The following is a 24529-nucleotide window of genomic DNA, read 5'->3' on the forward strand; positions in this document are numbered from 1 at the left end:
CAGCATTTCCAACGGCTTGAGCGTTAACAGAATGTTAAACCCATCGGCTAAAGGCTTCACTCTCCCGCTAGACAGAGTGAAGCACATGGACACTATTCTTTTAGAACAGCTTGACCCGAAATCGCTTCTCTCACTGGCACGAGCATATGAAGAATTTGCCAAAAAAGCCCGATCAAGAGCGGCAGAGATCGAAATGAGGGAACAAAGCCTGATTGATATCAATCACAGGCTAAAAAGCTTACACGGCATCGGTCCCGATATGGCCGACCTTCTCAATCAATACGAGTATAAGTATGTTCAAAAAAAATTGGCTCACCACTACAAAACACCACCGGAAACGATTGATTACTACTGGAAAAAGTACCTCAGGCGACGCGACGCGGCAGCAATTGACCGGCGCAAGCGGTTGGTGGCGTCCCTCGCCCGGCGCGGCCTGACCAACCGGGAAATCGCGCAAAGGACCGGATTACATGAGGTTTCCGTTTGCAGAATCCTGAAACCAATTCTTCGCCCCTAAAACATGAAGCCGACCACATGGATCGGCTTCATTAATTTTATAGCTTGCCTGCAGATGCTACCGCCGAGATACATTCTCGATAAAGCTTTAGAGCCTCTTCTCTATCTTTAGGTCGATTGCCCTCAATATCTATGATTTCGTTGTAAAGCAGGTAGGCAATTGCATATGGTCCGGCCAAAGGCTTGTTTTCGTGATAGGAACCCATGAGACATTTCTCCTATAAAATGTTCTACCTCATGCATTGCACTACCCGTGGTTAAAAAGGTCAAGCTAATACAATTCAGATGAAACATAGAAAAAGGCGGCTCTATAGCCGCCTTCATTCTCTCAGTTGCTGCGCTATTTATAATCAGCGACTACCCTTTTCCTTAAGGAAGATCGACAGCACACCGAACAGAAGCGCACCCCCGGCAGTCACGTAATCGCCATTCACCGCCGCCTGACCGGCTTGGCCAATCAATTCGGCCACCTGAGGCGCTTCATTGATCTTTGCCACCTGACCGACGCCCACGGTTGCCAGCGCCAGCCCTGCATAGGTTGACGGTTCGGCAAGGCGCTGTTTGATTTTATCCCACATTGGATTTCACCCCTTCCAATTTCAATTCAACCGCCAACAACCGACGGTCCACTTTCCAAAAGGCAATCAATAGGGCGATGGTCGCCAGATCGCCGCCCCCTTGCAAAATCTTGAATAGATCGTATTCGAGCATTCACCACGCCTTTGCATATTTCCCGGCGACGTAGACGCCCGCCCCGATCACCCCAAGCCGCAAAAGCTTCTGCGCTGCCGTGAGGCCATCGGCGACAACAAAGCCACCCCCAGCCCCCAGAATACCCCCCAGAACGAACGGCAGCACAAAAGCAGGCATTATTTACGGCCTTTCGCTTTGACCGTCCGACCGTTCTTGATCGTGTAGCCCTTTTTCAACTGACCATTGGCCTTGCGCCCAGCGCGTTTTGCCATATCGTCACCCTCCTGTTTGTTGATCATCTGCAATCGCAAGCCCAGACGCACGATTACCCCCTTTCCAAAGCCGCCATGAACAGCACTGCGCCGCACATGAGCGCAATCACGCCCCAATCAATCGTTTCGTATTGCAGGGGCACATCAATGACCAATCCGGTGTCATTCTCGAACGGATCACCCACCGGATCGCCTTCGCCTTCGCTCGATGCAGCCTCAAGCGCCAAATTCATGCATGCATGCTGATCCAGTGCACCGCACGTCATCCAGCGTCCGGGCAGATATTCAACGGCATGTAATCCAGCGTCGTAGGTCGCCATGCGTCACCTAAACGTAAAAGCGATGGTTGCCGATATCGGTAAGGCGCGTTAGCGCACTGGCCCAAGACGGCAAGACCACATTCGGATTGAAATAGTGCGTTGCACCCCCGGTGATATCGTCCAGGGTGCCCGCAATCGCCCGTCCGGCGATCTGCAAGGCCAGACGGAACTGCGGATCTTGCGTAGTCACCTTGCGGGCAAGATCAAAATTCGGATCATTGCGGTTCCAAGCGGAGAATTGAGCCGGTTTCAGGCAGACTTCCACCGGGCTATTGCCCCACCATCCGCCAACCCGCGCGCGGTTCATAATGACGTTGGCCACGGCATGCATGCCGCGTTCGCCCTCGCCCCGCGCCTCACCCCAGATCGTCCGGGCGACGGTATCGACTTCCTGACTGATTTGACCGGCATTGGTCAGATCGATCGTTGTGACCGATTTGCCCTTGGCAACCTGAAACGCCGCGAAGGCAAGCCCACCGGCCCCGACCAGAAGGAGTGCATCTTTCATCATGGCGTCACCTCGACCATAGAACCGTCACCCATGATCTTGTATTCAGTGCGCACCCCGTTGATCACTTCGGACTTGGAACCGATTTCTTCAGTCGGCCCCGGTGCGGGCGATTGCATGGTAGCAAGATCGGCCCGGATATCCGCGATGATAACCGATAGATCACGAGTGTCTCCCTGCGCCTGACGCTGATAGGCAAGGCTTAAAACTTCCATATCACTCATGGCAAATAATCCCAGCTAACGGTGTAATATCCATTCACAACAGTGGATAACGCCCACAGCCCCAAACCGGCAGACAACAAAAACTGACCATCATGGACCGGCACAGCGTTAGAACTTCGTAGTAACGCATGATTTGAAACCATGCTTCCCGGTGCAGACGCCCCATAAAAAAGCCCAGCAGCATAAGACGCCGCTGTCAAAATCGAAGCATGACGAACAATCACCCCGTTTGTGTTTAGCAATGGGCTTATGATTTCCACAGACGACGCTATAAAACCTGCCGTTGCAGCACTCTCCCCTAACACCTTTACCGGGTGCCCTTGATCCGTGTCGCTCTGCATCATCGCCAAAATTTCGGCACTCTTGGCAATCACGTTGGCGAAGCTGTCCCCCGTGTTCGGATCAATCACATTCAGATCGCCCGAAGCGGTCAGGCGGTTGTCATCAACCCGGCCCATGGCGGTCCATAGTTCGAAGGTCGCCGCCGTTGCGTTCGGGTTGAAAATCTGGATTTTCTCGAACTCGACATCAAAGCTTAGGGATGCACCCGCGAAGAACCGGGAGCGCGACCCGTCATTGATGACGATTTCCAGATCATCGGACGCGGCAACCATTGCAACAGATCGGCCCCGGCGATGGATCGTGAACAGATCGCCCGGCTGGACCGTTCCTGAATAGCTTTGGAAAAATGAACTATCGGCCATGCTGCCCCTATTTCTTGAAAATCGCTGGAAGGATGAAGGCCGCGCCAAGAACAGGAACGCCGATCTTGATCAACATTTCCAGCGTGTTTGCGGTGTCAGACGTATTTGCCTTGCGCAATTCAGTGAGCGCGACCCCAACCGTCTGATTGGATTTTTCCAGTGCGCCAAAAGCAGAACCGACCGTGATAGCCGCCAGATCAAGCGCGTCTGCATTCACATCGGCGGCAAAATCCCAAGCCTCAGGCGTGGTTGCGTCGATGTTGACCTGTCCACCACCTGAAACCGCGATAGAGCCATCTTCTGCCCCTGCCCGCTGGTCATAGTTGTTGCTGGTCGTTGTGCTACTGCTTTTGCTACTGGAATTGCTTAGTGCGGAACTCATGCAATCGCCTTTCGCATCACGGTTTGAACCACTTGGTAATTGCGCCGTTTCATTTTGAAAACCAGCCCCGGACGGTGCGTGGGTACATCGACCGCGACACATCCCAACTTTGCGGCCCAGCCCTCAAGGGCGGGCATGCAGGTTTCGACCAGATCAAACCCCGCCAGATCGGCATTGGCGCATTCAATCACGAAATGCAGACCATCCCCGCCCGCCAGAAGCCGGACCAGAACCGACCCGATACGCTCCCCATCGGCCAGAACGGCCAGAACGGAAGCCGACCCCGCTTCCACGTCGTTTTTCAGGCCCTCAAGGCCCGCTGGGCTGTCTGGCAGGACAACGGGGCGGAAATGTTCCGCCGCCGTGTCATCCCACGCCACAACCCCCAGCGTCACCGTTTCAATACCAGCCATGCCATCACCCCAGCGGCCACAAACGGAACGGCCATTTTGATCATTGAAACCGCGTTGTCATCGTCACCCCCGACGATAAACGGCGCAGTGTTGTAGCTGTAAATCTGCCCGGATACCGCACGGGCGTTGGACATGGCGGTTGCTTCGCTGGATGTTTCCAGCCAGCTACCGCCGCCACCCCCGCCGCCCATCATTCCGGTAAGACCAGAAAGCGCAGGAAACATATGCGCCCCCTATTTTTTGCGCGTGAGAAGGATCATACCGGCCAGCAAAGCCACACCGACACCGATATAGAGCCCGGTATTGACCGAGCCGGTTGCAGGCGATGACGGATTTGGGTTTGACCAGCCGCTGTTATTCTCACCGGATGCATAATCACTGCCCCCGCCCATGGCGTTCTCACTGCCAAAGGTCGCTTGCCATTGGGAATAGGTTTCGAAAACGGCATTCTTGGTTTTGTTCAGATACCCAAAAATACTGTCAAGAATTTCCAGCCCACCGGCACTTTGCGTCGTTTCAGCCATATTACCCCCTTAAGGCCAGCCGGGACGCGTTAGCGCCCCGGTTTCCATCCACCTGTCAGGCGGCAACACGCCCGCGAATTTCCTCGGTATACAGGTTGAAGTTGCCCGTGGCGGTCATGTCCAGACGCACCCGGAAATCTTCAAGCAGCATCGGCAGGAAGTCGGAAAGACGGTCACTGATCGTGAAATCAATGTGGGTCCAGCCGGTCTGCCAGACCTTGCCGGTCTGGATCGCCGCCGCCGCACCAACAACCCGGTCAAAATCGCGCAGAATGCGCTGGTTCGCCTCGACCTGAACGCTATCAATATCATCCGTGCTGATATGCATTTTGGTGATGTGATAGTCAGAGCGCGGCAAATCCTGCAATTCGCGGATGCCGGTATTGCCGACGTTGAACGGATATTTCTTGATCGCGTAGAACTGACCAAGCGGTGTGTTTGGACCCAGCAGGCCATAAACGACCAGCGATGGCGACGTAACACCTGCCTTGATATCAACCTCAAGGGAAAGTGACTGAATATCGGCGGTGCCGATAGCCGGTGCATCTTCGCCCATCGGGGTACGTTGTGCCGGATCAGAGAACATGAGCGGCAACGCCCCGTCCTTAACCGTCTGGCCCTTGTAGGTCAGAATTGCCGCCAGATCAGCAGCGTCAATGCGGATGGTTTCCTGCCCGTCGATATAGAGCCGGATTTCACCAAGCACGGTACCAAGGCTGGCTTTCGGCACATCAACCACGCCCGATCCAAGATCGGCCTGAATGCGGAACAAAAGCTGATGATAGGTTACGCCGTTCGGCAGGTTGAACGTTGCGGTTTGGCCCGCACCGATACCGGAGCCGTTCGGCATTTTTTTGGAAATGCGATTGGTCAACGCGCCGCCCCCTTACTTGTCGAAGCCGTCAGAGGCCTGTTTCACAATCGACACGTCGTACATCATGTTCATGACGTAACCGGCGACCATGACGCCCAACGCGGTCAGAACGACCGTTTTGATATCACCCTTCAAATTGACCCCCTAAGCCATGTTCGGCTTGATGAATTTGTCATAAATGACCGTTGCGACCAGCGCGGTAGCAACGCCCACTGCAAAACTCTTTGCACTCACGGAAAACCCCTTTTTCCTGTGTGACAGCCGGGGAAACAAAAACCCGGTCGCCTGTCTGACAACCGGGTTACGCCGCATTTTCGGGGGCGGCAAATCTAGGTAACGTTACGTTACCTTACGTAGGAAAATTCATGCTTTTTCAGTTTTTTCCTTTGGTAATGGCCCCGTCTTTTTCATGAATGTAATGGTGTGGCTGTAACGCTTGGATTTCTGCGGTTGACACGCCGCCCAACTCGTCGCTTGCCGCCTTAAGATCACGCGGCCCCTTTTGCCGGAAAACATAGGTTTCGGTGCAATTACCTCGAAACCGGGTGTTGACTTCGGCAATTCGCTGTGAAACGCCGATCAATTCAATGCCCGAATGCCGCCCCCGCGAACAGAGATCACCAAACCCACCGAATGCGCGTGGTATCCCTGTCACGGGGAAACATTCATTCATTTCCTCGACCAGCAAACAGATTTGCCGCTCGTCGTGCCCTTCGAAAAATGGCCGCTGGGCGACTTTCAACAGCTTTGACAGCCGATCAAGTGCGGCCATTTCCTGCCCGGCTGGCGGCACGTAGGCCACCCGGAAATTGCGCCGCCAGTTTCGCGCCATATAGGCCCGGACCTGATCAATCGTTGTTACCCGGAAAAAGCCGCGCTCGTGCTGGTATTCGTCCTGAGGATCAAAGACAACGGCCCGCTTTCGTTTCGCAATCAAACGCTTTGCCCGCGTCGATTTGCCGGACCCGGATCGACCCCAGATGCCAATCCGGCCCGCTTCTGAAAACGCCGCCATTACGTCGGAGCCCAATCATATTGACCACCGTTTGCAGGCGGTTCCTTGTCCGGTTCCGGCTTGGCCCTTTCGGACTTTTTATCTTGTCCAGGGGATTGATTGACCGGCCTTGCTTTCTTCGCCTTGATTTCCGAAACGACCCCCATTGCCTTAGGCAATGCAAAGGCCGAAATCGCGGCGACACGCTGAAACCACACGCCACCGGGCTTAACAAGGAAATGCATGGAAGGTGTATCAAGGCATATTTCATACAGCGCATCGGACGCGGCCCGCGCCTGATCCATTTCGCTGTCATCAATCTTGAGACTGGTCAGATATGGCGGCACACATGCACCAATCTGGAAGGCGGTACAGAAGGACGAAAAGAACACGTCCGAACTGATAAATTCGCCGCTGTCATCGGCCAGATTGGACAGGCCATCCAGCCCGCCGAATTCGTCGGCCTCGCCTTCTAGCGGATCGACCTTGAACGACGCCAGATGCTCCGCGCCCGTGTCGATATCGTCATGATCGGATGTATTCGGCCAATCCGGCGAAGATGGGCCGTTGAGGCTCGTGGATTGGTTCAGGCTGGCTTTCGTCGGCCCGGCTTTCGGCTTCGTCTGGCTGGCTCCCGGTAGCCAATCGGTCTTTTCGGTCATCATCAACACCTTTACGCTCGTGGGCGCGTCTGGCTTCCCAATACGCCCTCAATTTCTGGTTTGATGCGACCCGTCCCCATTTTTCATGATGCGAACACCCTTGACCGTTGTTGTCGTCGTTAGGTGTGCAAAAGTAATATGCAATCTGATTTTTGTTCGCCTTGACGTAGACCGGGTTCCCACACCCTGAACAAGCGCGAACTTCAATCACAGTGCCCGGATCAACGGTTGCCATTTTCCAGCCGCTCGACCCGTTCAACCAATTCGTTCAACAGCCCGCCTAATTCGGTCAAGGCTTTGTCGATCAAACCGGCCTTGTTAAACAAAGGCGCTTTCTGTGCGGCCTCTGTCGCCGCAACCAATTTGTCCAATCGTTTTTTCATCAAGAATAACTCCGTCAATGTCGATAAATTCGTATTTCCTATGCACCTTGTGCATCTTTCGCCGGAACTCTTTGACGTCCACACCCTCCACATGTTTTGCAATCATTTCGGCAACCTTGCCCGGTAGCCCGGTCAAGCGTTCCGGGTCCATCCCGGTCAAAACCGCCAGATTGGCCGACAGGCCGATAATCTGCGCGGAAATGGTCTGTTTTTGCTGTTCAATCATCACCTGTTTGATAACACCCGGCTTCGCCCCGGATGACCAATCAAACAGATCGCCCGCGACCTTTTCGCGAACACCATCCCATAAGGGACTATCAGGAACACGGGTGGTATTTTCGTGATCCTCCCAGCGCCGTTCCTTGTAACGTATACGTAGGAGTGCTGTTTTATACACATCACCCAATTTTGCCCGCAAATCGGCCCATGTTTTTATGCCAAACGCATTACGCAAGTGATCTTTCCCTGCCCGGATTTCGACCCGCCAAATCTGCTCACCAGCTGCATCCAGTTCATCACGATCAATGCCCCATATTTTCCACCAATGCGGTTTTCGCTTTTCCACGATTTCGGCCCGCTTGTCGTAAATGCAGATTTGTCGCCCCGGCATTTTACCGATCGTGATCCCGGTACACCGTCTCGCCCGCCAAGCCTCGCCCATGGTTTCGTTATGCGTGGATGATTTTGATGTGCCGTGCATGGCAAAACAGGACGGATCAAGCCGGAAATCATGGGGCATGCGCCAATCAACCGCGAAATCGACCCGTCCTATCGCCTCTTCAAGCACCGTTGCCCCGATGGCATCCAGTTCCGCATACATGCGGTTAACCGTCTCTTCAAAGCCATATGCAGCCAGCGTGGCAGACCGGCAGGAAACCCGGATACCCCAGTTTTCAAGACGCTGAGACTTCGAAAAGAACCACTTGAAACCCAATTCCCCGGTATCAACGATAAAAGAATATCCGCCGTCGCGCAGACCAGCAGGCCCGACATAGCCGCAAAAAGCCTTTTTGTTGATTTCAACAAGCTGAGGCTGTTTGAACTCTATCGCCCCTTCCTTGCCGCGCTCCAATACATCAATGGCGGATTGAGGTATGCGACCTTTGAATGTCACATCCAGACCATCGAACCCAGCGTATAGAAGTTGCATGCCGTTATCGCTCATTTCCCCCACCATGTAATCAGCGACCCCCGTGTTACAAAACTGGGGGTCGCGCAGCATCATTTCAGATAGTCAAGATCAAGCCCGCGTTCGGGCGAGAGCACTTCAATCACCGCCCAGCTTCGCCGGTTGTTGATCGCATCGTTTCCCCAGTTCCATGCATCGTCACGGCTATCAAATCCGCCAACCACGCAGTAACGCTTTTTCTCAGGCTTAGAACTGCCTGATGCAAACGGCGGATCATTCTGGATCACAACGACAAACGACCCCACACAGGGGCCATTACCACGCAGTTCTTCGCGCTCTTCCCGGCTCAGTGCATCCATTCCGTTACCCATGTTTCACCTCAATTGTTAAACCAGCCGTCAATGATACCAAGAAAGACCGACACGGACACCGCAATGCCGACCACCAGCCCGACGACGAAAGCAACAATCGTTACACCGCTCATTTATCCAGCCTTCCATGAAAGCCATAGCGCCCAAACAGGCACTTCCAACGCACATCGACCCATTCAGCGCGACGCCTCTTAATCGCCTGCCAGAGCCGTTCGAAAGTAGGTTTTGAAATCTTGTTACCGGGCCAGATTTCCACCCGGTCAACGACGCCATCAATCCGCATGCGGTCCAGTGCCGCCGCAAGGTCTATCGCGTCATCCTTACGCAGAAAAACCGCATAGTCGCGGTTGCGCTCAGTCCATTCGACATAGGCATTTTTCGCATGTGCAAATGCATCGCCAAAATGCGGCATTTGCACATCCGAAAAATCCCCATCATCGGCAATGGCCGGGGACGTTGCCCCGGCCTGCTCGTGACCCGCTTTAAGCTGCATTGGCTGCACGGCGCGGGCGCTCCCATTTGATTTCAAAAACCGCCTCTTTCCCGCCCTTCAATTCCCACGCGGTCAGATTGAGCGGAGCCGGAAAACTCATGTCATCGGCAGTGATCCGCAGGAAGTCTTTGCCAGCATTCGGCCCGCGCTTGATTTTCCCCATCCACACGGCCCCTTGCAGTTCGATCAACTCCCCGTCCGGGCTGATGGCCGACACGCTATAGGCAGGACGCCCCGGCCCGGTTTCGTCGCCCAGAGGCGGCTTACCGTCCTTCCAGTTGTCCAAAATGGCGTTTAATTCGATATCAAGGCCAAACGAGAGAGATTGAAACCGGCCTGTTGCCTGATGGCGGGTTTCGTTAAATGTCAGTCGGTTCATGATCTATTCCCCTGTTCATTGGAAATTGGCGCTTCGCGCAGAGAGTTTTCTTGCGGTTTAGAAGGGGGCGGCGGATTTTGATGCGCACATCTGGCAGTCTGCCTTGTGGTGCCGTTCGCAGTTCCAGCCGCCCCGCGTCTTGGAGAGGCTAAAGCCCCTTCCAAACCCCCGGTGATTTTGGCGCTCCCGCCTCAACCGGGTGAAACTGAATTCAGGTATTTTGACAGGCGGCGTTCATACAGATGCGCCGACACCCCGACCGATGCATAAAGGTCAAAAAGGTCTGTCCGATCCGTCGTGCTGGCCTGATCGCGGCAGTCCTTCGCGATGGCCTCAATTTCTGTGATTTTGTCTAAAAGCTGGCGATGCAGGGCAGAAACGCCCTGATTTGATCCTGTTTTCAACATCTTCGTTTCCCTTTGTCCGGCGACCATGTACCGGACGGGGCGCCGAGCTTTGGGAAACGGGGCGCCCCTTATGGGTACGGATCGCACATTGCACAGTATCACTATGCAACTTGCAAATAGAACTCCACAACTCCCCGTATGTTGTCAAACGGGTTTTTTTGGGGATACAATCTTTGCGGGAAACGGAGATATGAGCGATGAAATCAATCAGTGATTATATTGACGATGCCAGACGGCATTCGAACCTGCATTCAAACAATGCGGTTGCCCGCGAACTTGGCATCAACAGCATCAACATGACGCGCTATCATCGCGGGCACGGCCTGCCCGGCGACGAAATAATGATCAAGTTAGCATTGCTTGGCGGTAATGATCCATTTGAGGCTTTACTAGACCTCAACTACTGGCGAACCAAAGGAACGGACGCCGAGACTTATTATATTAAGATGCACGACAATATTCACAAAGCAATGGAAGGGATTGCGGCCTGATCGCAATCCTACCTTTGTGTATATCCTACGTAGTTTTGCGCCCTACCCTAGAGTAGCGAACAGGATAGCAACGGATTAACACATGATTTGCGGCTAATATATATTATAGAACTTATTGATGTAGGAGAACGAGCAACCTTTCCGTCCTTTAATCCAGATCAATAACCAGCCCATCATACGCCGGCGCGACATGATCTGGCGTATCTGCCATTGCTTCATCGTAATCAAAAAGAATGCTCATATGCGTGAAGTAAGTTTGTTTGGGTTTGAATTCCTCAACCCACTGCAACGCTTTTTCAAGATGTGCGTGCGTTGCATGCGGTTTATGACGAAGGCAATCAACAACCCAGACATCCAGCCCGTAAAGATGTTCTCGAGATTCTTCCGGGAAATTGACCACGTCCGTTGAATAGGCAAATTTCCCAACTTTGAAACCAAGTGTTTCACCGTAACCATGATCCTGACGGAAAACGGTTATCGGAACCCCTGCCGCTTCAAACGGCCCGGATATCACATGCGGGATCAGCACAGGTTTGTAATAAAAGTCTGTGCCGTTGGCCAATGGTTCAAACACATAGGCAAAACGATGATCAATGTCAGAGATGGTTTCGGCAGACGCGTATATATCGATCGGTCGATGCATCGCGACATTGATCCAGCGAAGCTCATCTATGCCATGGACATGATCAGCATGTGCATGTGTGAACAGCACCGCATCAACATGATTGATGTCATGGCGCAATGCCTGTTCACGAAAATCCGGTGTCACATCGACAAGAATTTTTTTACCTGCCTGCTCGATCAGGATTGAACTTCTCAGACGACGGTTTTTCGGATTTGTCGGATTGCATTTTCCCCATCCCAAGCCAACGGATGGGACACCGTTTGATGATCCGCAGCCCAGAATGGTGATTTTTGTCACTGTTCGCCCGCCTCCGGGGACAGAAGATTCTTGCGATCAGCTTTCTTGAATAGTGTGAAGAAATTATCGCTGGTTATCCGGGCTATTTCATGAACATCAACGCCCTTGATCTGAGCAAGTTTTGCCGCTGTATGTGCGACATAGCTTGGTTCGTTTGGTTTACCGCGCTTCGGGACTGGTGCCAGATATGGCGCATCGGTTTCCACAAGCAAACGGTCAAGCGGAACATCAGTGACCGCTGCCTGAATTTCTTTTGCGGAATTGAAGGTAATAATCCCGGAGCACGAGATATAAAAACCAATCTTCAAGGCACGTTGCGCCAGCGTCGCCGAACTTGAAAAGCAATGAATGACACCAGTAAACGGCCCCTTTTCATATTCCTCTTCAAGGATATCCATCGTGTCGTCGTCTGCGTCACGTGTGTGGACAATCAATGGCAGACCGGTTTCGCGACATGCTGCAATATGGGCGCGAAAGCTTTGGCGCTGTGCTTCGCGGGGGGCATGATCGTAATAATAATCAAGGCCGCTTTCGCCGATACCGATAATCTTCGGATCGGATGCCATTTCGATCAGGCGATCAGGTGATGAAAGCCCCTCCTCGCCCGCCTCGTGCGGATGGACACCGACCGTGCAGTAAATGTGGTCAGCTTTGGCAGCGACGGCGCGAACATTTTCGAAAGTCGAAAGCTTGACGCCGATACTGACCATCATACCGACACCAGCATTCCGGGCACGTTCAATTGTGCCCGGAAGGTCTTCGGAAAACTGGGGATAATCCAGATGGCAGTGGCTGTCGACAAGTGCGACATTCATGCCTTCTCTCCTTCGTCTTCGACATAGCGCGGGAATACGCCTTCCGGCTTTGGCAGTTTGGTGCCTGCGACCAGGGCGTGATCTGCGCCAAGCTGTTCAAATCCGCGCTGATCGAGCGGTAGAACAAGCTGATCAAGGATTTTGGCAGCAGATGCGGGCATCAGCGGCTGCACGAGAATACCGACATGACGAATGACTTCGGCCAGGACATACAGGACAGTTTCCATGCGCGCCGGGTCGGTCTTTTTCAAGCCCCAAGGAGCCATTTCATCGACGTAGCGGTTCGCGTCACCAACCAATTCCCAAATTGCTTCGATGCCTTTATGAAATGCCTGTGCATCAAATAACGGACGAACGGTATCAAGCATGCCATAGGCCTTGCCAAGGATGGCCAGATCAGCCTCGGTAAAGTCACCTGCGGTCGGGACAGAAGCGTTGCAATTCTTGTGGATCATCGAAAGGACGCGCTGGCACATATTGCCAAGATCGTTGGCCAGCTCGCTATTCATGCGGTTGACCATCGAACGATGCGAGAAGTCACCGTCGTTGCCGAAAGGAACTTCGCGCAGCAGGAAATAACGTGTCTGATCCAAACCATACCGATCTGTAAGGTCGTAGGGATCAATCACATTGCCCAGCGATTTAGAGATTTTCTGCCCCTCATTGGTCCACCAGCCATGCGCAAAGACCCGTTTCGGCGGCGTGATCCCGGCGGCCAAAAGGAATGCAGGCCAATAAACAGCATGGAACCTAAGGATATCCTTGCCAACCATATGCAGATCTGCAGGCCAGAACTTTGCAAGTTTCGCCGGATCCGCATCCGGATAACCGATCGCGGTCAGATAGTTGGTCAACGCGTCAAGCCAGACATACATGACATGATCTTCGTCGCCCGGTACCGGTACGCCCCATTTAAAGCTGGTCCGCGATACCGACAAATCATGCATGCCACCCTTTACAAAGCTGATCACCTCGTTACGGCGTGACTGTGGCGCAATGAAATCGGGATTGTCGTCATAGAATTTCAGCAAGCGATCGCCCCAGGCGGACAGCTTGAAGAAATAGCTGGGCTCGGAAACCCACTCGACGGGGGCACCGGTTGGTGCAACCTTTTCCCCATCCTTTTCAATCAGTTCCTTTTCGCCGTAGAACGCCTCATCGCGAACGGAATACCAACCGTCATAAGAGCCAAGATAAATTTCGCCCTTCTCAAGCAATGTATTCCAGAGTGCCTGACAGGCTTTTTTGTGGCGTTCTTCGGTCGTGCGAATGAAATCGTCATTTGAATAATTCATATGAACGGCAAGATCGCGGAAATTCTGCGAGACCTGATCGGTAAAGGTTTGCGGATCGATCCCCTTGGCCGCAGCCGATTTGTCGACCTTCTGGCCATGTTCATCGGTTCCGGTCAGGAACATCACGTCATAACCGTCCAGGCGCTTGAAGCGTGCCAGAACGTCGCAGGCAAGCGTGGTATAGGCATGTCCTATATGCGGCTTGTCATTAACGTAATAGATCGGTGTTGTGATGTAATAGGGCTGTTTGTGCCCGGTCATGATCGCAAATCCTTCGCGCAAGTCGTGAAACAAAACGGCCCGAAATGGGCCGTTATGGTCATAATTCCGGTTGATTGGTGCTTTTTTTCAGTTTCGCATGGTTTCTTCAAGCATGAAGAACGCATTGAGCAGAGCCTGTTTGCGATCAAGATGCAAACCACGCGTGGCACTCATCAGTTCGCTGATCTTTTCCCACACCTCAATCCATTGATCAAGCGGTTGCGCAGCGGCCATGCGCTGCATCGCGGGCAATTCCCCTGCAATCACTTCGCGCGGCGCCTGCCCTGTTGCGGCAAAGCGTATCAGACGACCGAGCCACCAATGCAGGAGGTTCGTCACCGTGGCAAAGGCGGCATCACGATCCGCCGGGGAAAACCGTTCTGAAAATTTATGCTGTGCCAGCACGTCCGCATCCGGCAATGCCGCGAGCAAACGGACCATTTCGGTATAAAACTCAAGCCCGCCAACATCGTGCAGTTGCAATGCCCGGCCAATACTGCCTTCTGCCAGACCAGACAACGCATCCCGGTCATCAAGATCAAGGTCCGGGCAATAGCGCCCGAGAAGATCGATCACCTGATGGTCTTCAAGAACACCAAGATTAAGACGGCGACAGCGCGATCGGATCGTCGGCAAAAGCTTGCCGGGTTGATGCGCAACCAGGATCATCATTGCGTTCGCAGGCGGTTCTTCAAGAACCTTGAGAATCGCATTGGCCGCGTTCCGGTTCAATTCATCGGCAGCATCGACAATGACAATCCGCCAGCCGCCTTCGGCAGCGGTTTTTGACATGAAATTGCCAACCGTACGAACGCTATCAACGGTAATTTCCCCCTGCAGACGCTTTTTCTTTTCGTCATACTGGCGTTCAATAACCTTGAGATCGACATGCCCCCCCCCTGCAATGCGACGGAAAACAGGGTTTTCAGGATCAACATGTAGTCCTTCGGGAGCATCTCCAAACAACCCGCCGCCCTGTTCATTGCCACCAGAAAGAACGAAACGCGCCATACGATAGGCGAGTGTTGCCTTGCCGACCCCGCGGGGGCCGCATAACAACCATGCATGATGCATGCGTTTACTGTTCCAAGCGTCCAGAATGGTCTTTTCAGCGTCGTCATGACCTACGAAATGGCCATTGCGACGGGGCGTTGGGAAAGTACCGTTTTCTTCCTGATCATCAACAGCCATTATCCGATCCCCTGCGCGGATAATCTGGAAGAAACTGCCGAAATCATGCGTTCGGAAACGGTATCGATGTCACTGTCGGCGTCGATAATTTTACAGCGTTCCGGATTTTCACGGGCAATATCGATAAAGCCCTGTCTAAGCCGTTGATGGAAATCTGATCCCATACGCTCAAAGCGGTCTTCTGCCGCACTAACATTGGCAAATCTAGCCCCCGCCCGTTTCAGACCGACATCAACCGGTAGATCAAAAATCAGTGTCAGATCAGGTTTGAAATCGCCAATCGCGACGTGCCAAAGATTGCGGATATATTCTGCGCCAAGACCATGACCATATCCCTGATAGGCGACTGAGGAATCGGCAAAGCGATCACACAGCACAACCTTGCCTTCGCCAAGTGCAGGGCGAATGGTGCGTTCAACATGGTCGCGACGCGATGCAAACATCAGCAACGCCTCTGTCACGGCATCCCAACGTCCCGGGTCGCCGGTGAGCAAAAGATTTCTGATTTCCTCAGCTCCCGGTGAACCACCGGGTTCTCGGGTTACGACAACGGCGCGTCCGCGCTGACTGAACCAGCTCTCAAGCCGACGTATCTGGGTTGTTTTGCCACTGCCTTCACCACCTTCAAAGCTGATGAATAAACCGGGCACCGCACTCACCCGTTTGCTCCCCAAAGCAGGTATTTGATTGCCGCACCGATGCGACCAATAAAGCCAAGGCGATCAACTTCGGTTGCCGCGTAAAGTGGGAATTCATGCGGCTCTCCGCCTGGAAGTTCGACCTTAAGCGTTGCAACCTGCTGTCCCGCAGCAATCGGAGCCGGAATTGGGCCTTCGTAAACGACCGAAACTTTCATGTCGTCACGATTGGTGCGCGGCAGAGTCAAAAGAATGTCCTGATCGGTGACCAGATCGACTTTTGCTTCAGAACCAAGCCAGACGTTGGCTGAGCTTACAACTTCGCCGGAATCAAACAGGTCGTAATTGTCAAATTCGCGGAAGCCCCAATCGAGCAATTTTTGGGACTCTGTCCGGCGTTCACGTACGGAACCCAGACCATTCACCACAAGAATAAGGCGTCGACCATCACGTTCTGCTGTCGCGGTCAGGCCATAGCCAGCCGTTTCAGTGTGACCGGTTTTCATGCCATCCACGCCGGCACTGGTGCCCAAAAGCGGATTCCTGTTTGGCTGGCGAATACCGTTATACGTGAATTCCTTTACGGCATAGAGCTTATAAAGCTCGGGAAAATTCCGGATGGTGTCGCGTGCAAGAATAGCCAGATCGTGCACCGTGACCATATGGCTTTCATCTGGCCAGCCGGTTGCGTTTTTAAACACGGATTTTGTCATACCGATTTTGCGGGCTTCGGCGGTCATTTCCTCAGCAAAGGCTTCTTCGGTTCCAGCCAGTCCTTCGGCGACGACAATGGCGGCATCATTTCCCGACTGAACAATAATGCCATGCAGCAAATCGTTGACCGAAACATCGGAGTTTACCTCGACGAACATTTTCGATCCGCCCTTGCGCCATGCTTTTTCGCTAACATGAAACGTGTCATCAAGCGATACGCTGCCACTTTTGATGCGATCAAACAGCATATGAACTGTCATCATTTTGGTCATTGATGCCGGTTCGGTAAGCGCGTCACCATTCTTGTCAAGCAAGACCGTACCGGTGTCGTAATCCATCAGATAGGCTTCGCGCGCAGTTGTTTCGAGTGCCTGCACACTGGTCAGGGATATCGCCATGGCCGAGCCGAATATTGCGGCCCCGGCCACTACCCGGTTCAGTTTTGTCTTGAACGGAATTGGCGGCATCAAACTCATAACGTCCTAACCTTATTCTTTAAATTCAAAAATCGTACCGCCGTTGCTGCGGCGGACGAAGATCGGTCTCTATGTCGCAAATCCGGCAAAATTGTGCAACCGCTTCGACTTTTCGACAAATTCCTAGCAACCTGAAACGCTGCTTTGCAAAGCGCCATCGGCGCATTCGACGACAACTTTTGCACCATTTTGCCCCGTGGCAATGACTCGCTCGAGCAAAATGTCAGCTTCCGGAACGGTATTTAACGGTCCAAGGCGAACGCGGTAAAAGGTGGTTCCCTTTACGTCAACCGGCTCTATTTTGCTTGGTGCCATGTCATACAGGCGGTTCCGAAGGTTAAGGGCATTGTCATAAACAGAAAACGCACCTGCCTGTACATAGATTGAAGACGGTGAAACAGGCTCAACCCTGACGACTGCACCCTCATCAACCGTACCGTCAAGTGCGGTTTGCTCAACAGATTGTGTGGTTGCTCTCTTCTCGGCTGGCGGTGTTAACCGGATGGTCGACTTTGTTGGTTCCCCGCTGTCCGTGATCGGCCCGTCATTATCAAGCTGAACCGTCTCCACCGTATCGCGGGGGGCTGCGGAAACAGTCTGCTGTTCTGCGACTGTCACAGCAGGCGCAGCCTTACCCTGCGCAATTGCAGCCATCTGCCGGCTTTCATCTTCGATCACTTCAACCAGAACTTTGGCCGTTCCTTTTTGCTCGAACCCAAGAAGCTGGGCGGCGCGGCGTGACATATCGATGATACGGCTATGCGCAAACGGTCCGCGATCGTTGATGCGCACCTTAAGCGAGCGTCCGTTTTCAAGATTGGTCACACGCACCACACTTGGCATTGGAAGTGTACGGTGGGCTGCAGATACCTCGTACTGGTCAAAGATTTCGCCATTCGCGGTCTTCTTGCCATGGAATTTCGGGCCATACCAGGACGCAATACCGGTTTCCTTGTACTCGTAATCGGCCGCCGGGTAATACCATTGCCCTGCTATCTCGTAAGGATTGCCAATTTTGTAAGAGCCAACTTGCACTGGTGACTGCTGTTGAGAGCCTCCAATACGTTTGACGCCATGGACAGCAAGTTGCGTTTCAGCACAACCGGCCAATAAAACGGTCATGGCAAGTGCACCAGCAGCCCAACGGCCTTTGTTCCAGCCCTGTACAAGCGCCTTGCGCGCGTTTCTCGGCATTCAGTTGTCCCCGTCCAGATATTGAACCTGTATTTGATAAATCCAGAATAATTAGCGACCCGCAATCGCATCAGCAAGTGTACCAACTGCAATGGCAAAATAGGTAGACCGGTTCCAATGCATAATGGTGTGGAAATTGTTATAAACCATATAAGCAGGTCCGACACCGTCATTTACAATGACAATTGCGGCTTCCATATCGGCTGATGGCAGGCTGGAACCGTCGGGCATCCGCACACCAAGCTTCTGCCATTCGCTGATCGGTTTGCGAATTTCGCGCCCTGTCATTGATTTATCAAGATTTTCGGGAATGCTGACCTTGCGGCCCCAGCGTTCATCCGTTTTCCAGCCAACGGTCGACAGATAATTCGCAGCAGAGGCAAACACGTCTTCCTTGGCGCCCCAAAGATCAATCTTTCCATCGCCATTTCCATCGCGCGCATAATTCAGGAAGGTAGAGGGCATAAATTGCGCCTGCCCCATGGCACCGGCCCAGGATCCTTCCATCTTTTCAGCCGCGATATGTCCTGCATCAATGATTTTAAGCGCATTGATCAGTTCAGTGCGGAAATATTCTGCGCGCCGCCCTTCAAAGGCCAGGGTCGCGAGCGAGTCAACAACCGAATATCCACCAGTATGACGTCCAAACCCGGTTTCAATTCCCCAGAACGCCGTCAGGTAATGCCCCGGAACACCGTATTTCTTGGCAGCAGCATCAATGACGGTACGGTTCTCGGCATATTTACGGCGTCCCTCGTCTATTCGAGACTGCGGGACCACACGCTGTAAATACTGTTCGAAGGTCAGTTTGAACTCCGGCTGACTGCGATCATACTCGATAACTTTCGGGATCGGCTGTGTGTTTGCAAAGGCAACATCCAATGTAGATTGGGAAATGCCCTTGGACGCGGCATCCTTTTTGAAATCAGCCAGCCACACATCAAAACCCTCTGTCGTAAAGGCCGGTAATTCATCGGTATTGGCTTGAGCAAGAACAGGTGAAGCCGTCACGAGCATGCCAATAATTGACGCTACAGTCCCGATGGTCCGATAATTCATTTTGCTCGCCTCGTGCCGGTTCAATTTAAAATTCCCAATCAGTTTGAAAGGGGATCCAGTCATCTTTGTATCTGCACTCATTTTGTGCGCTTCATAGTGCTGATACCGTCTTACACGTTAAGACTTGTTAAATGTCTCGAGTATGCCTGAACGTAAATTACCCCCATAAGAAATTTAACAAAGCCGACACTGGCATATTGACAGGTGCATCCCGGCAATTTATTGAGAGCGCGCAGGGCGATAAACGCCACCACAATGCGGAGAGATGGCAGAGTGGTTGAATGCACCGGTCTTGAAAACCGGCGAAGGCGAAAGCCTTTCCAGGGTTCGAATCCCTGTCTCTCCGCCATTTTTTGGGTATTTACTGCGAATTAAATTGCCTTTTTTGTGACAATTTGGGACACTCATGTTGTTGAGGGACGCCTCAACAATTCCCAAAATACCCAAAAAAGCGAGCAATTGTAGATGGCATCCATCACCAAAAGAGGCCCGGCTCAATGGCAGGCCAAGGTCCGGCGAACCGGATTCCCCGCCCGTTCAAAAACATTCGAAACCTTCGAAGCTGCAAAAGCGTGGGCCGACGTTCTCGAAGGTAAAATTTCGGGTGACGAATACGTTGACAAAAGCCGTGAGAAGGCTTTGACCCTCCGTGACCTGATTGAGCGTTACCTTCTTGAAGTCACCCCCAAGAAGGCCAGTGCGCACACAGAGCGCCCTCTCCTAAATAAATGGCTCGCAGAACCATTTGCGGACTGGTCACTTGTCAGCGTACAACCATCCGATTTTGTGGAGTGGCGAGAACGCCGCCACAATATCGACAAGGCAGCACCGACCACGATTAACAACGCGATGAACACGCTATCAAACGCGTTCAAAATCGCTCGTGCCGAATGGGGCTGGAATATCGACAACCCTTTGTCAGGCATTCGTCGGATTGAGCAAAATGAGCCGCGATGGGTCGAGCTGACGTCAGAAGACGAACAGAAATTGCTTGAGGAATGCAGCCTGCCCCGCCACCCCGCGTGGCTATTTTGGGAAACCCGCATTGCGATTGAAACCGCAATGCGTCAATCCGAAATCCGCGCTTTGCGCTGGGAGCATATTTTCCCAGCCTACATTCATGTTCCAAAGATGAAATCGAACAGAAAAGGCCGGGCGGCGGGAGGCGCGACAAAACGAGATGTTCCGCTCACGTCAAAGGGTCGAGAGCTTATCGCTCAGTTGCGGGCGTCACCCCTGCCCCGCCGACTTGATGGCTTTGTCTTCGGTGACCCCACGGTTGCCTCAGCAACCGAGGGCGGTCACACCAAAGACCAAGTAAGCAGGGCTTTTCGTCGTGCCGCCCGATTTGCTGAAATCAATCTGACATTTCACGACTTGCGCCACGTGGCGATTACTCGCCTCGCCCCACTTCATCGTGATGCACTCGACCTTGCCAAGACGACCGGTCACAAAAACTCACACGTCTTGCAGCGGTATTACAATCCGAGCACCGATGACCGAATTAAAGAGATTTTGTGGCGAGAGCAACAAATTGCGAATGGTGCGCTGATTTAGTTGTGATTTTTGCTTGCTCGTTTGCAACGAGTCATGCGTAAAATGAAGAACGAGGGTCACAGGACCGGCAAAGTCCTACCCTCGTTCGTCAACAGGTTGTTCTGAGGTAATATTGTACCACATTTCTCCACCCGTCAACCGAATTTTGAGGCCATAAGTTGGCCGCGCTGGTCTCTATCACAGACACCAAGCGCACCCCCAACCTACCCAAATCTGTCAACAAATTTGGCATCCATGAGTTGAATATCGAAGGCTATCCGTCGCGCCTTCGAATTCGAGCAGATGCAGTCAAGACGCTTGAAGCCTTGGAAACGCTGGCTCCGGCACTCCAAAAACGGCTGATTGACCACGCGAACTCGCTGGCAGGAACGGCCTGCACGACCCCGCCCGCCTTCATCGCACACCACACACCAGACCATCCCTTCATTGCTGCATTGACCGACCTTTTGCCGGTCATGTATGCAGTGACGGATGCTGACCTGTCACAGCGCAGCCCGGAACTTCGCCGCCTGTCTGGCCTGCCAGACATATACATGTCGGCCATCCTGAAACGGACCGGCATCAAAATGCCCGTTCCCGATTTCAGACGGATGCAGGCCGAGCCGTCTGCGTGGTGGACCACAAGGCTTTTGCAGACAGATGACATCGGCGCAGAAGTCAAACGCTTAACCGACTGTCACACTCGATTAACGCAGGCAATGCGCGAGCTTTGCCCGCACGACATCATCACAGACGACGGTGTACGCTTTGTCTTAGGCGATGAAACCGCAATCACGATAGAAGCGTCTTTGCGGGCGGGCGCGGCTCGGGACCGAGTGTGGGACATCCCCGAAGATCAGCTTACACCAGACCAGCGGTCTGCGATGGACCCGCGCACTCACAAAAGGTCAATTCGCCGTCAGGCCCTACAAGCGCAGGCGTTCTTTGACAGTGTGTTGCGATTGGCTGGAACGAAAGGGGTGCCTTTCGTCTCAGCCTTCACGCTTGCGGCCTTTCGACAGCGGCAGGCGAAACAAGAGGCATGGGCGAAGGCGACAAATGTCGTCTTCGAGGATGGCACAGAAGTCCCCATGACCAAGATTCTTGCTCGTGCTCAAAAGGCCAAGACTGCACAAGTGTATGCGGTCACTTGCGCGATGGAGCATTTAGGCTCAACTGCGGGCATGACACCGATTTTCATTACGATGACCTTGCCCGGTGAATTTCACCCCACGACTACAAGAAGTGGCTTCCGCGCCTCGAACGACAATTTCTGTCACACCCCAGCGGAGCAGCACCGCAAGCTGATGCATTCGTGGGAAAAGTTACGGTCGCGACTGTGGAAAACCGACGAAATGCGTGACGCCTACGGTATGCGCGTTCTTGAGCCGCATGAGGATGGAACCCCCCACCTGCATGCAATGCTGTGGCTACCGGCTCGCTATAACGGTGAACGCACCGTCACGGTTGTTCGCCGCCACCTGTCTGCAATCCTGCCCGGCAGGATTGCAACCAAGGCGGTCGAGATTTCCGAGGCCGGGGCGGCAGAGGACGGTAGACCAGTCGCCCGCGCTGCCAGCTACGTTCTCACATACATCGTAAAGTCGCTTGGCGTTCCAGTTGACCAAGCCAAACGTGCGCTTGGCTTGGGCGACACCGATATTCTGCCCGATGAAGATCACATCGCACAGCATAGCGCTTACCGGGCTTGGGCGTCGTCAAGACGTGTCAGGACATTTGCATTTGTTGGCGTCCACGGGTCACTGCGCATCTTGCAGCGCATTCGGAACGCGAAAGAAGAAGAAGTCGAACAGTGGGCCTCCCCGCGCATGCGTGCATGCTGGCACAGCATGCGTGAAGCCACAGAGCACGGCGAACGGGCTAAATCCGGCGAAGGACTACGACCTGCCGACAGACGCGCCTATCGTGATATGCAGTCGGCAGCATGGGTTCGGTGCCTCGAGGCCATCGGAGCATTGCGTATGCTTCGCCGTGATGATGGTTATCGCCTCACGCTGACCTATGAAGATGGTTTTACCGAACACGGGCATGCATGCAGACGGGTTATCGGAATTGCTGACACCGAAACCGGCCACATGATTCCCATTCGTTTAAAAACGGCAGTCTTGGTTACTGACTGGAATGCTGTCCAGGTGATGGAGCTTGAGGAATATCTGGATGTTCAGGACAGTAGTTCAGAAGATGAGGTTACAGTTAAATCCATTTCTCCAAGGGCCGGGTCAAGCCCCGGCCTCAGACCTCTTTCCGACGAGGATGCCTTCTTAGAAGACATCTTGCGCGGGCCGCCTGACCAGAAACCGACCTCTAAAAACACAGATTTCATCGTTGCGGCATAAGTCGTTGATTTCGCACGCATAAATAATTACGTTCGGAACGTTTTAATACTTGCTGTTTCGTTCGGAACGGAATACTATAATTATGTTCCGAACGTAATGACAAAAGGATTTCCCCAATGGCTGGACGCCCACCCAAAAACGAAACGGCACAATCAACGACTGAGCGCACAAGAGCGCACAGGCACCGCGTTAAGTGGTTCTCATCAATCGGCATAAGCCTACTTCAAAAGCATTTCGAAGATGAAGCGCAACGCAGAGAGTGCATCATTGAATGGGCTGAAACGGTACTCACCGAAGCAACAAAAAACCTCGGGCTGTCCGAAGAAGAAGCAATCGGCATGCTTCATGAAATGCTGCGCGACCGACTACCAACGGAGCTTGAAAACGTGGTCCTCTCAACCGCCGCCACTAGCTTTTTTGGAACCGAAAACGGACTCGACCAATGACAACCTTTGCTGAACATGAAGCCGCCGAAATTGAAAGATTTCGCGACTACCTGAACACTCTCACCAGCATCGTTAACGAAGCCTCCGACGTCTTTTCAAAGGCCGACGGATACTTCACTGCGGACGATTTTGACGGACAGCTCAAGGCCATCTCCACAGCGAAACTCGAATTCAAACGTTCGCTAAAGCTGGGTTCACTGAAGAAGCTGGAAGAAGACCTTTATGCCGATCTCAGCAACTGTCTATCCCCGATCCGTGGGCCTTGGTTGGACGGCAGAGAACGGGCTGAGCTCTTTCTTTCGGACGACTATCGCTTCGGCGCAGCGTTCATCAAATTGTGTATCGCAGATGCTCGCCGTCGACTTTCGGCCTATGAACAAAAACCATCGGATTTCTTAGCGAATGGAGCGTAAGTCATGACCACCATTGTTTTCACCGACCAGAGCGGTCGCCGTTTCACCCCCGACCAGCTCACTTTTCTGTCAGGCGAGCACCCCGAACGCACCCTCAAGCGAGCGGTACTCAGTTACCGTTCGGCGGGCGTATCGGCTCAGGAGCTGGCGGATGACATCGCGCCGGACCCTGCGACGAGCAAAGGTGGGATTTTGCATTATAGCGCGTTTGCCACCGTTTCCGACGATTTCAGCACCATCGAGGTGGAGCTTGCTTTCGTGGTGAATGGTGTCATCGACCACCAGTGAGCAGTCAACCACCCCCGTATTCTGGTCGGGCCTTGGCCCGGCCAGAGGGCGGCGGTCGGACGAAGTCCGGGCCGACGACCACCAATAGCCGTCATTCCAAGATCAGCTGATACCCACAGCGATCGTAAACTCCCGCTATGGATATCAGCTAGACCGAACGATTTGCCGCTTTAAAGCTCACTACG

At 53.2% G+C, this 24529-nt stretch carries 36 protein-coding genes and 1 tRNA gene; 8 read left to right on the forward strand and 29 right to left on the reverse strand.

Translation table 11 applies throughout. From position 1 onward, the window contains the following. Positions 1-85: 85 nt before the first annotated feature. Positions 86-517 (forward strand): hypothetical protein, encoded by a 432-nt coding sequence (locus BC440_RS09885; protein ID WP_063091980.1) that lies wholly within the window; start codon positions 86-88, stop codon positions 515-517. A 37-nt stretch (positions 518-554) separates the two neighbouring features. Here the strand turns inward: BC440_RS09885 and BC440_RS23120 are convergent, their stop codons facing one another. The 21 genes from BC440_RS23120 to BC440_RS09970 form a co-directional block, all read right to left on the reverse strand. Then, a complete protein-coding gene (locus BC440_RS23120; RefSeq protein ID WP_175484477.1) occupies positions 555-722 on the reverse strand; it encodes a hypothetical protein in 168 nt (55 codons plus the stop codon). A 144-nt stretch (positions 723-866) separates the two neighbouring features. Beyond that, positions 867-1094 (reverse strand): hypothetical protein, encoded by a 228-nt coding sequence (locus tag BC440_RS09890; protein WP_071239997.1) that lies wholly within the window; start codon positions 1092-1094, stop codon positions 867-869. Beyond that, positions 1084-1227, reverse strand: a complete 144-nt coding sequence (locus tag BC440_RS23125) for a hypothetical protein (RefSeq protein WP_175484478.1) — start codon at positions 1225-1227, stop codon at positions 1084-1086. The genes BC440_RS09890 and BC440_RS23125 overlap by 11 nt, the downstream gene beginning before the upstream one ends. Beyond that, complete coding sequence (locus BC440_RS23130; protein WP_175484479.1) at positions 1228-1386, reverse strand: hypothetical protein; 159 nt, start codon at positions 1384-1386, stop codon at positions 1228-1230. It abuts the gene before it with no gap. Between the two features lie 148 nt (positions 1387-1534). Continuing rightward, the gene (locus tag BC440_RS09895; RefSeq protein ID WP_071239998.1) at positions 1535-1801 is read right to left on the reverse strand and encodes a hypothetical protein; all 267 of its coding nucleotides are present in this window, start codon (positions 1799-1801) and stop codon (positions 1535-1537) included. A gap of 7 nt (positions 1802-1808) precedes the next feature. Further along, positions 1809-2312: a cell wall hydrolase gene (locus BC440_RS09900; protein ID WP_247643556.1), complete on the reverse strand. Its 504-nt coding sequence runs from the start codon at positions 2310-2312 to the stop codon at positions 1809-1811. Further along, a complete protein-coding gene (locus BC440_RS09905) occupies positions 2309-2533 on the reverse strand; it encodes a hypothetical protein (RefSeq protein WP_071239999.1) in 225 nt (74 codons plus the stop codon). Before BC440_RS09905 ends, BC440_RS09900 begins: the two co-directional genes overlap by 4 nt. Continuing rightward, on the reverse strand, positions 2530-3237 hold the full coding sequence (locus tag BC440_RS09910; protein ID WP_071240000.1) for a hypothetical protein: 708 nt from the start codon (positions 3235-3237) through the stop codon (positions 2530-2532). The genes BC440_RS09905 and BC440_RS09910 overlap by 4 nt, the downstream gene beginning before the upstream one ends. Before the next feature lie 7 nt (positions 3238-3244). Then, entirely contained in the window at positions 3245-3619 is a 375-nt protein-coding gene (locus BC440_RS09915; RefSeq protein ID WP_071240001.1) for a hypothetical protein, read from the reverse strand. Next, a complete protein-coding gene (locus BC440_RS09920; protein WP_071240002.1) occupies positions 3616-4032 on the reverse strand; it encodes a hypothetical protein in 417 nt (138 codons plus the stop codon). The genes BC440_RS09915 and BC440_RS09920 overlap by 4 nt, the downstream gene beginning before the upstream one ends. Then, positions 4011-4256, reverse strand: coding sequence for a hypothetical protein (locus BC440_RS09925; protein WP_071240003.1), 246 nt, complete (start codon positions 4254-4256; stop codon positions 4011-4013). The genes BC440_RS09920 and BC440_RS09925 overlap by 22 nt, the downstream gene beginning before the upstream one ends. Before the next feature lie 9 nt (positions 4257-4265). Further along, complete coding sequence (locus BC440_RS09930) at positions 4266-4556, reverse strand: LPXTG cell wall anchor domain-containing protein (RefSeq protein WP_071240004.1); 291 nt, start codon at positions 4554-4556, stop codon at positions 4266-4268. Positions 4557-4611: 55 nt separating this feature from the next. Continuing rightward, entirely contained in the window at positions 4612-5430 is an 819-nt protein-coding gene (locus BC440_RS09935; RefSeq protein ID WP_071240005.1) for a major capsid protein P2, read from the reverse strand. A 12-nt stretch (positions 5431-5442) separates the two neighbouring features. Beyond that, positions 5443-5565, reverse strand: a complete 123-nt coding sequence (locus BC440_RS23610; protein ID WP_282097243.1) for a hypothetical protein — start codon at positions 5563-5565, stop codon at positions 5443-5445. 238 nt (positions 5566-5803) lie between these two features. Further along, positions 5804-6460: a DUF87 domain-containing protein gene (locus tag BC440_RS09940; RefSeq protein ID WP_139192098.1), complete on the reverse strand. Its 657-nt coding sequence runs from the start codon at positions 6458-6460 to the stop codon at positions 5804-5806. Further along, positions 6445-7089 carry a hypothetical protein gene (locus BC440_RS09945; RefSeq protein ID WP_139192099.1) on the reverse strand — a complete coding sequence of 215 codons (645 nt, stop codon included), beginning with the start codon at positions 7087-7089 and terminating at the stop codon, positions 6445-6447. The genes BC440_RS09940 and BC440_RS09945 overlap by 16 nt, the downstream gene beginning before the upstream one ends. 315 nt (positions 7090-7404) lie before the next feature. Next, positions 7405-8634: a hypothetical protein gene (locus BC440_RS09950; RefSeq protein ID WP_139192100.1), complete on the reverse strand. Its 1230-nt coding sequence runs from the start codon at positions 8632-8634 to the stop codon at positions 7405-7407. Between the two features lie 56 nt (positions 8635-8690). Next, positions 8691-8957 carry a hypothetical protein gene (locus BC440_RS09955; RefSeq protein WP_071240009.1) on the reverse strand — a complete coding sequence of 89 codons (267 nt, stop codon included), beginning with the start codon at positions 8955-8957 and terminating at the stop codon, positions 8691-8693. A 121-nt stretch (positions 8958-9078) separates the two neighbouring features. Then, on the reverse strand, positions 9079-9471 hold the full coding sequence (locus BC440_RS09960; protein WP_175484480.1) for a hypothetical protein: 393 nt from the start codon (positions 9469-9471) through the stop codon (positions 9079-9081). Then, on the reverse strand, positions 9452-9841 hold the full coding sequence (locus tag BC440_RS09965; RefSeq protein WP_071240011.1) for a DUF736 family protein: 390 nt from the start codon (positions 9839-9841) through the stop codon (positions 9452-9454). The genes BC440_RS09960 and BC440_RS09965 overlap by 20 nt, the downstream gene beginning before the upstream one ends. A gap of 191 nt (positions 9842-10032) precedes the next feature. Next, the gene (locus BC440_RS09970; protein WP_071240012.1) at positions 10033-10248 is read right to left on the reverse strand and encodes a hypothetical protein; all 216 of its coding nucleotides are present in this window, start codon (positions 10246-10248) and stop codon (positions 10033-10035) included. 197 nt (positions 10249-10445) lie between these two features. Between BC440_RS09970 and BC440_RS09975 the strand changes: the two genes are divergently transcribed. Beyond that, positions 10446-10739, forward strand: coding sequence for a hypothetical protein (locus BC440_RS09975; protein WP_071240013.1), 294 nt, complete (start codon positions 10446-10448; stop codon positions 10737-10739). Positions 10740-10887: 148 nt separating this feature from the next. Here BC440_RS09975 and BC440_RS09980 read toward each other — a convergent pair whose 3' ends face one another. The 8 genes from BC440_RS09980 to BC440_RS10015 all read right to left on the reverse strand — a co-directional run bounded on the left by BC440_RS09980 (position 10888) and on the right by BC440_RS10015 (position 19304). Continuing rightward, positions 10888-11661 carry an MBL fold metallo-hydrolase gene (locus BC440_RS09980; RefSeq protein WP_071240014.1) on the reverse strand — a complete coding sequence of 258 codons (774 nt, stop codon included), beginning with the start codon at positions 11659-11661 and terminating at the stop codon, positions 10888-10890. Next, a complete protein-coding gene (locus BC440_RS09985) occupies positions 11658-12476 on the reverse strand; it encodes a TatD family hydrolase (RefSeq protein ID WP_071240015.1) in 819 nt (272 codons plus the stop codon). The genes BC440_RS09980 and BC440_RS09985 overlap by 4 nt, the downstream gene beginning before the upstream one ends. Then, on the reverse strand, positions 12473-14032 hold the full coding sequence (gene metG / locus BC440_RS09990; protein WP_071240210.1) for a methionine--tRNA ligase: 1560 nt from the start codon (positions 14030-14032) through the stop codon (positions 12473-12475). Before metG ends, BC440_RS09985 begins: the two co-directional genes overlap by 4 nt. A gap of 87 nt (positions 14033-14119) precedes the next feature. After that, positions 14120-15223, reverse strand: a complete 1104-nt coding sequence (locus tag BC440_RS09995; RefSeq protein ID WP_071240016.1) for a DNA polymerase III subunit delta' — start codon at positions 15221-15223, stop codon at positions 14120-14122. Continuing rightward, entirely contained in the window at positions 15223-15882 is a 660-nt protein-coding gene (gene tmk, locus BC440_RS10000) for a dTMP kinase (protein WP_071240017.1), read from the reverse strand. Before tmk ends, BC440_RS09995 begins: the two co-directional genes overlap by 1 nt. Continuing rightward, complete coding sequence (locus tag BC440_RS10005; RefSeq protein ID WP_071240018.1) at positions 15879-17051, reverse strand: D-alanyl-D-alanine carboxypeptidase family protein; 1173 nt, start codon at positions 17049-17051, stop codon at positions 15879-15881. The genes tmk and BC440_RS10005 overlap by 4 nt, the downstream gene beginning before the upstream one ends. 123 nt (positions 17052-17174) lie before the next feature. Continuing rightward, positions 17175-18245, reverse strand: coding sequence for a septal ring lytic transglycosylase RlpA family protein (locus tag BC440_RS10010; RefSeq protein ID WP_071240019.1), 1071 nt, complete (start codon positions 18243-18245; stop codon positions 17175-17177). A gap of 51 nt (positions 18246-18296) precedes the next feature. Next, positions 18297-19304, reverse strand: coding sequence for a lytic murein transglycosylase (locus BC440_RS10015; RefSeq protein WP_071240211.1), 1008 nt, complete (start codon positions 19302-19304; stop codon positions 18297-18299). A gap of 259 nt (positions 19305-19563) precedes the next feature. On the opposite strand from BC440_RS10015, the gene BC440_RS10020 reads away from it, so the two are divergent. From BC440_RS10020 to BC440_RS10045, 6 genes are all read left to right on the forward strand, one after another. Beyond that, positions 19564-19653: transfer RNA gene (locus tag BC440_RS10020), tRNA-Ser, on the forward strand. Between the two features lie 116 nt (positions 19654-19769). After that, positions 19770-20861 carry a tyrosine-type recombinase/integrase gene (locus BC440_RS10025; RefSeq protein WP_071240020.1) on the forward strand — a complete coding sequence of 364 codons (1092 nt, stop codon included), beginning with the start codon at positions 19770-19772 and terminating at the stop codon, positions 20859-20861. A gap of 158 nt (positions 20862-21019) precedes the next feature. Then, entirely contained in the window at positions 21020-23197 is a 2178-nt protein-coding gene (locus BC440_RS10030) for a replication endonuclease (RefSeq protein WP_071240021.1), read from the forward strand. A gap of 116 nt (positions 23198-23313) precedes the next feature. After that, entirely contained in the window at positions 23314-23643 is a 330-nt protein-coding gene (locus tag BC440_RS10035; protein WP_071240022.1) for a hypothetical protein, read from the forward strand. Continuing rightward, complete coding sequence (locus BC440_RS10040; RefSeq protein ID WP_071240023.1) at positions 23640-24056, forward strand: hypothetical protein; 417 nt, start codon at positions 23640-23642, stop codon at positions 24054-24056. Before BC440_RS10035 ends, BC440_RS10040 begins: the two co-directional genes overlap by 4 nt. Positions 24057-24059: 3 nt before the next feature. Next, entirely contained in the window at positions 24060-24344 is a 285-nt protein-coding gene (locus tag BC440_RS10045; RefSeq protein WP_071240024.1) for a hypothetical protein, read from the forward strand. The last annotated feature ends 185 nt before the right edge of the window (positions 24345-24529 follow it).

It is taken from the genome of Thalassospira sp. MIT1004 (assembly GCF_001858545.1).
In the GTDB taxonomy this organism is placed as follows: Bacteria; Pseudomonadota; Alphaproteobacteria; order Rhodospirillales; family Thalassospiraceae; genus Thalassospira; species Thalassospira xiamenensis.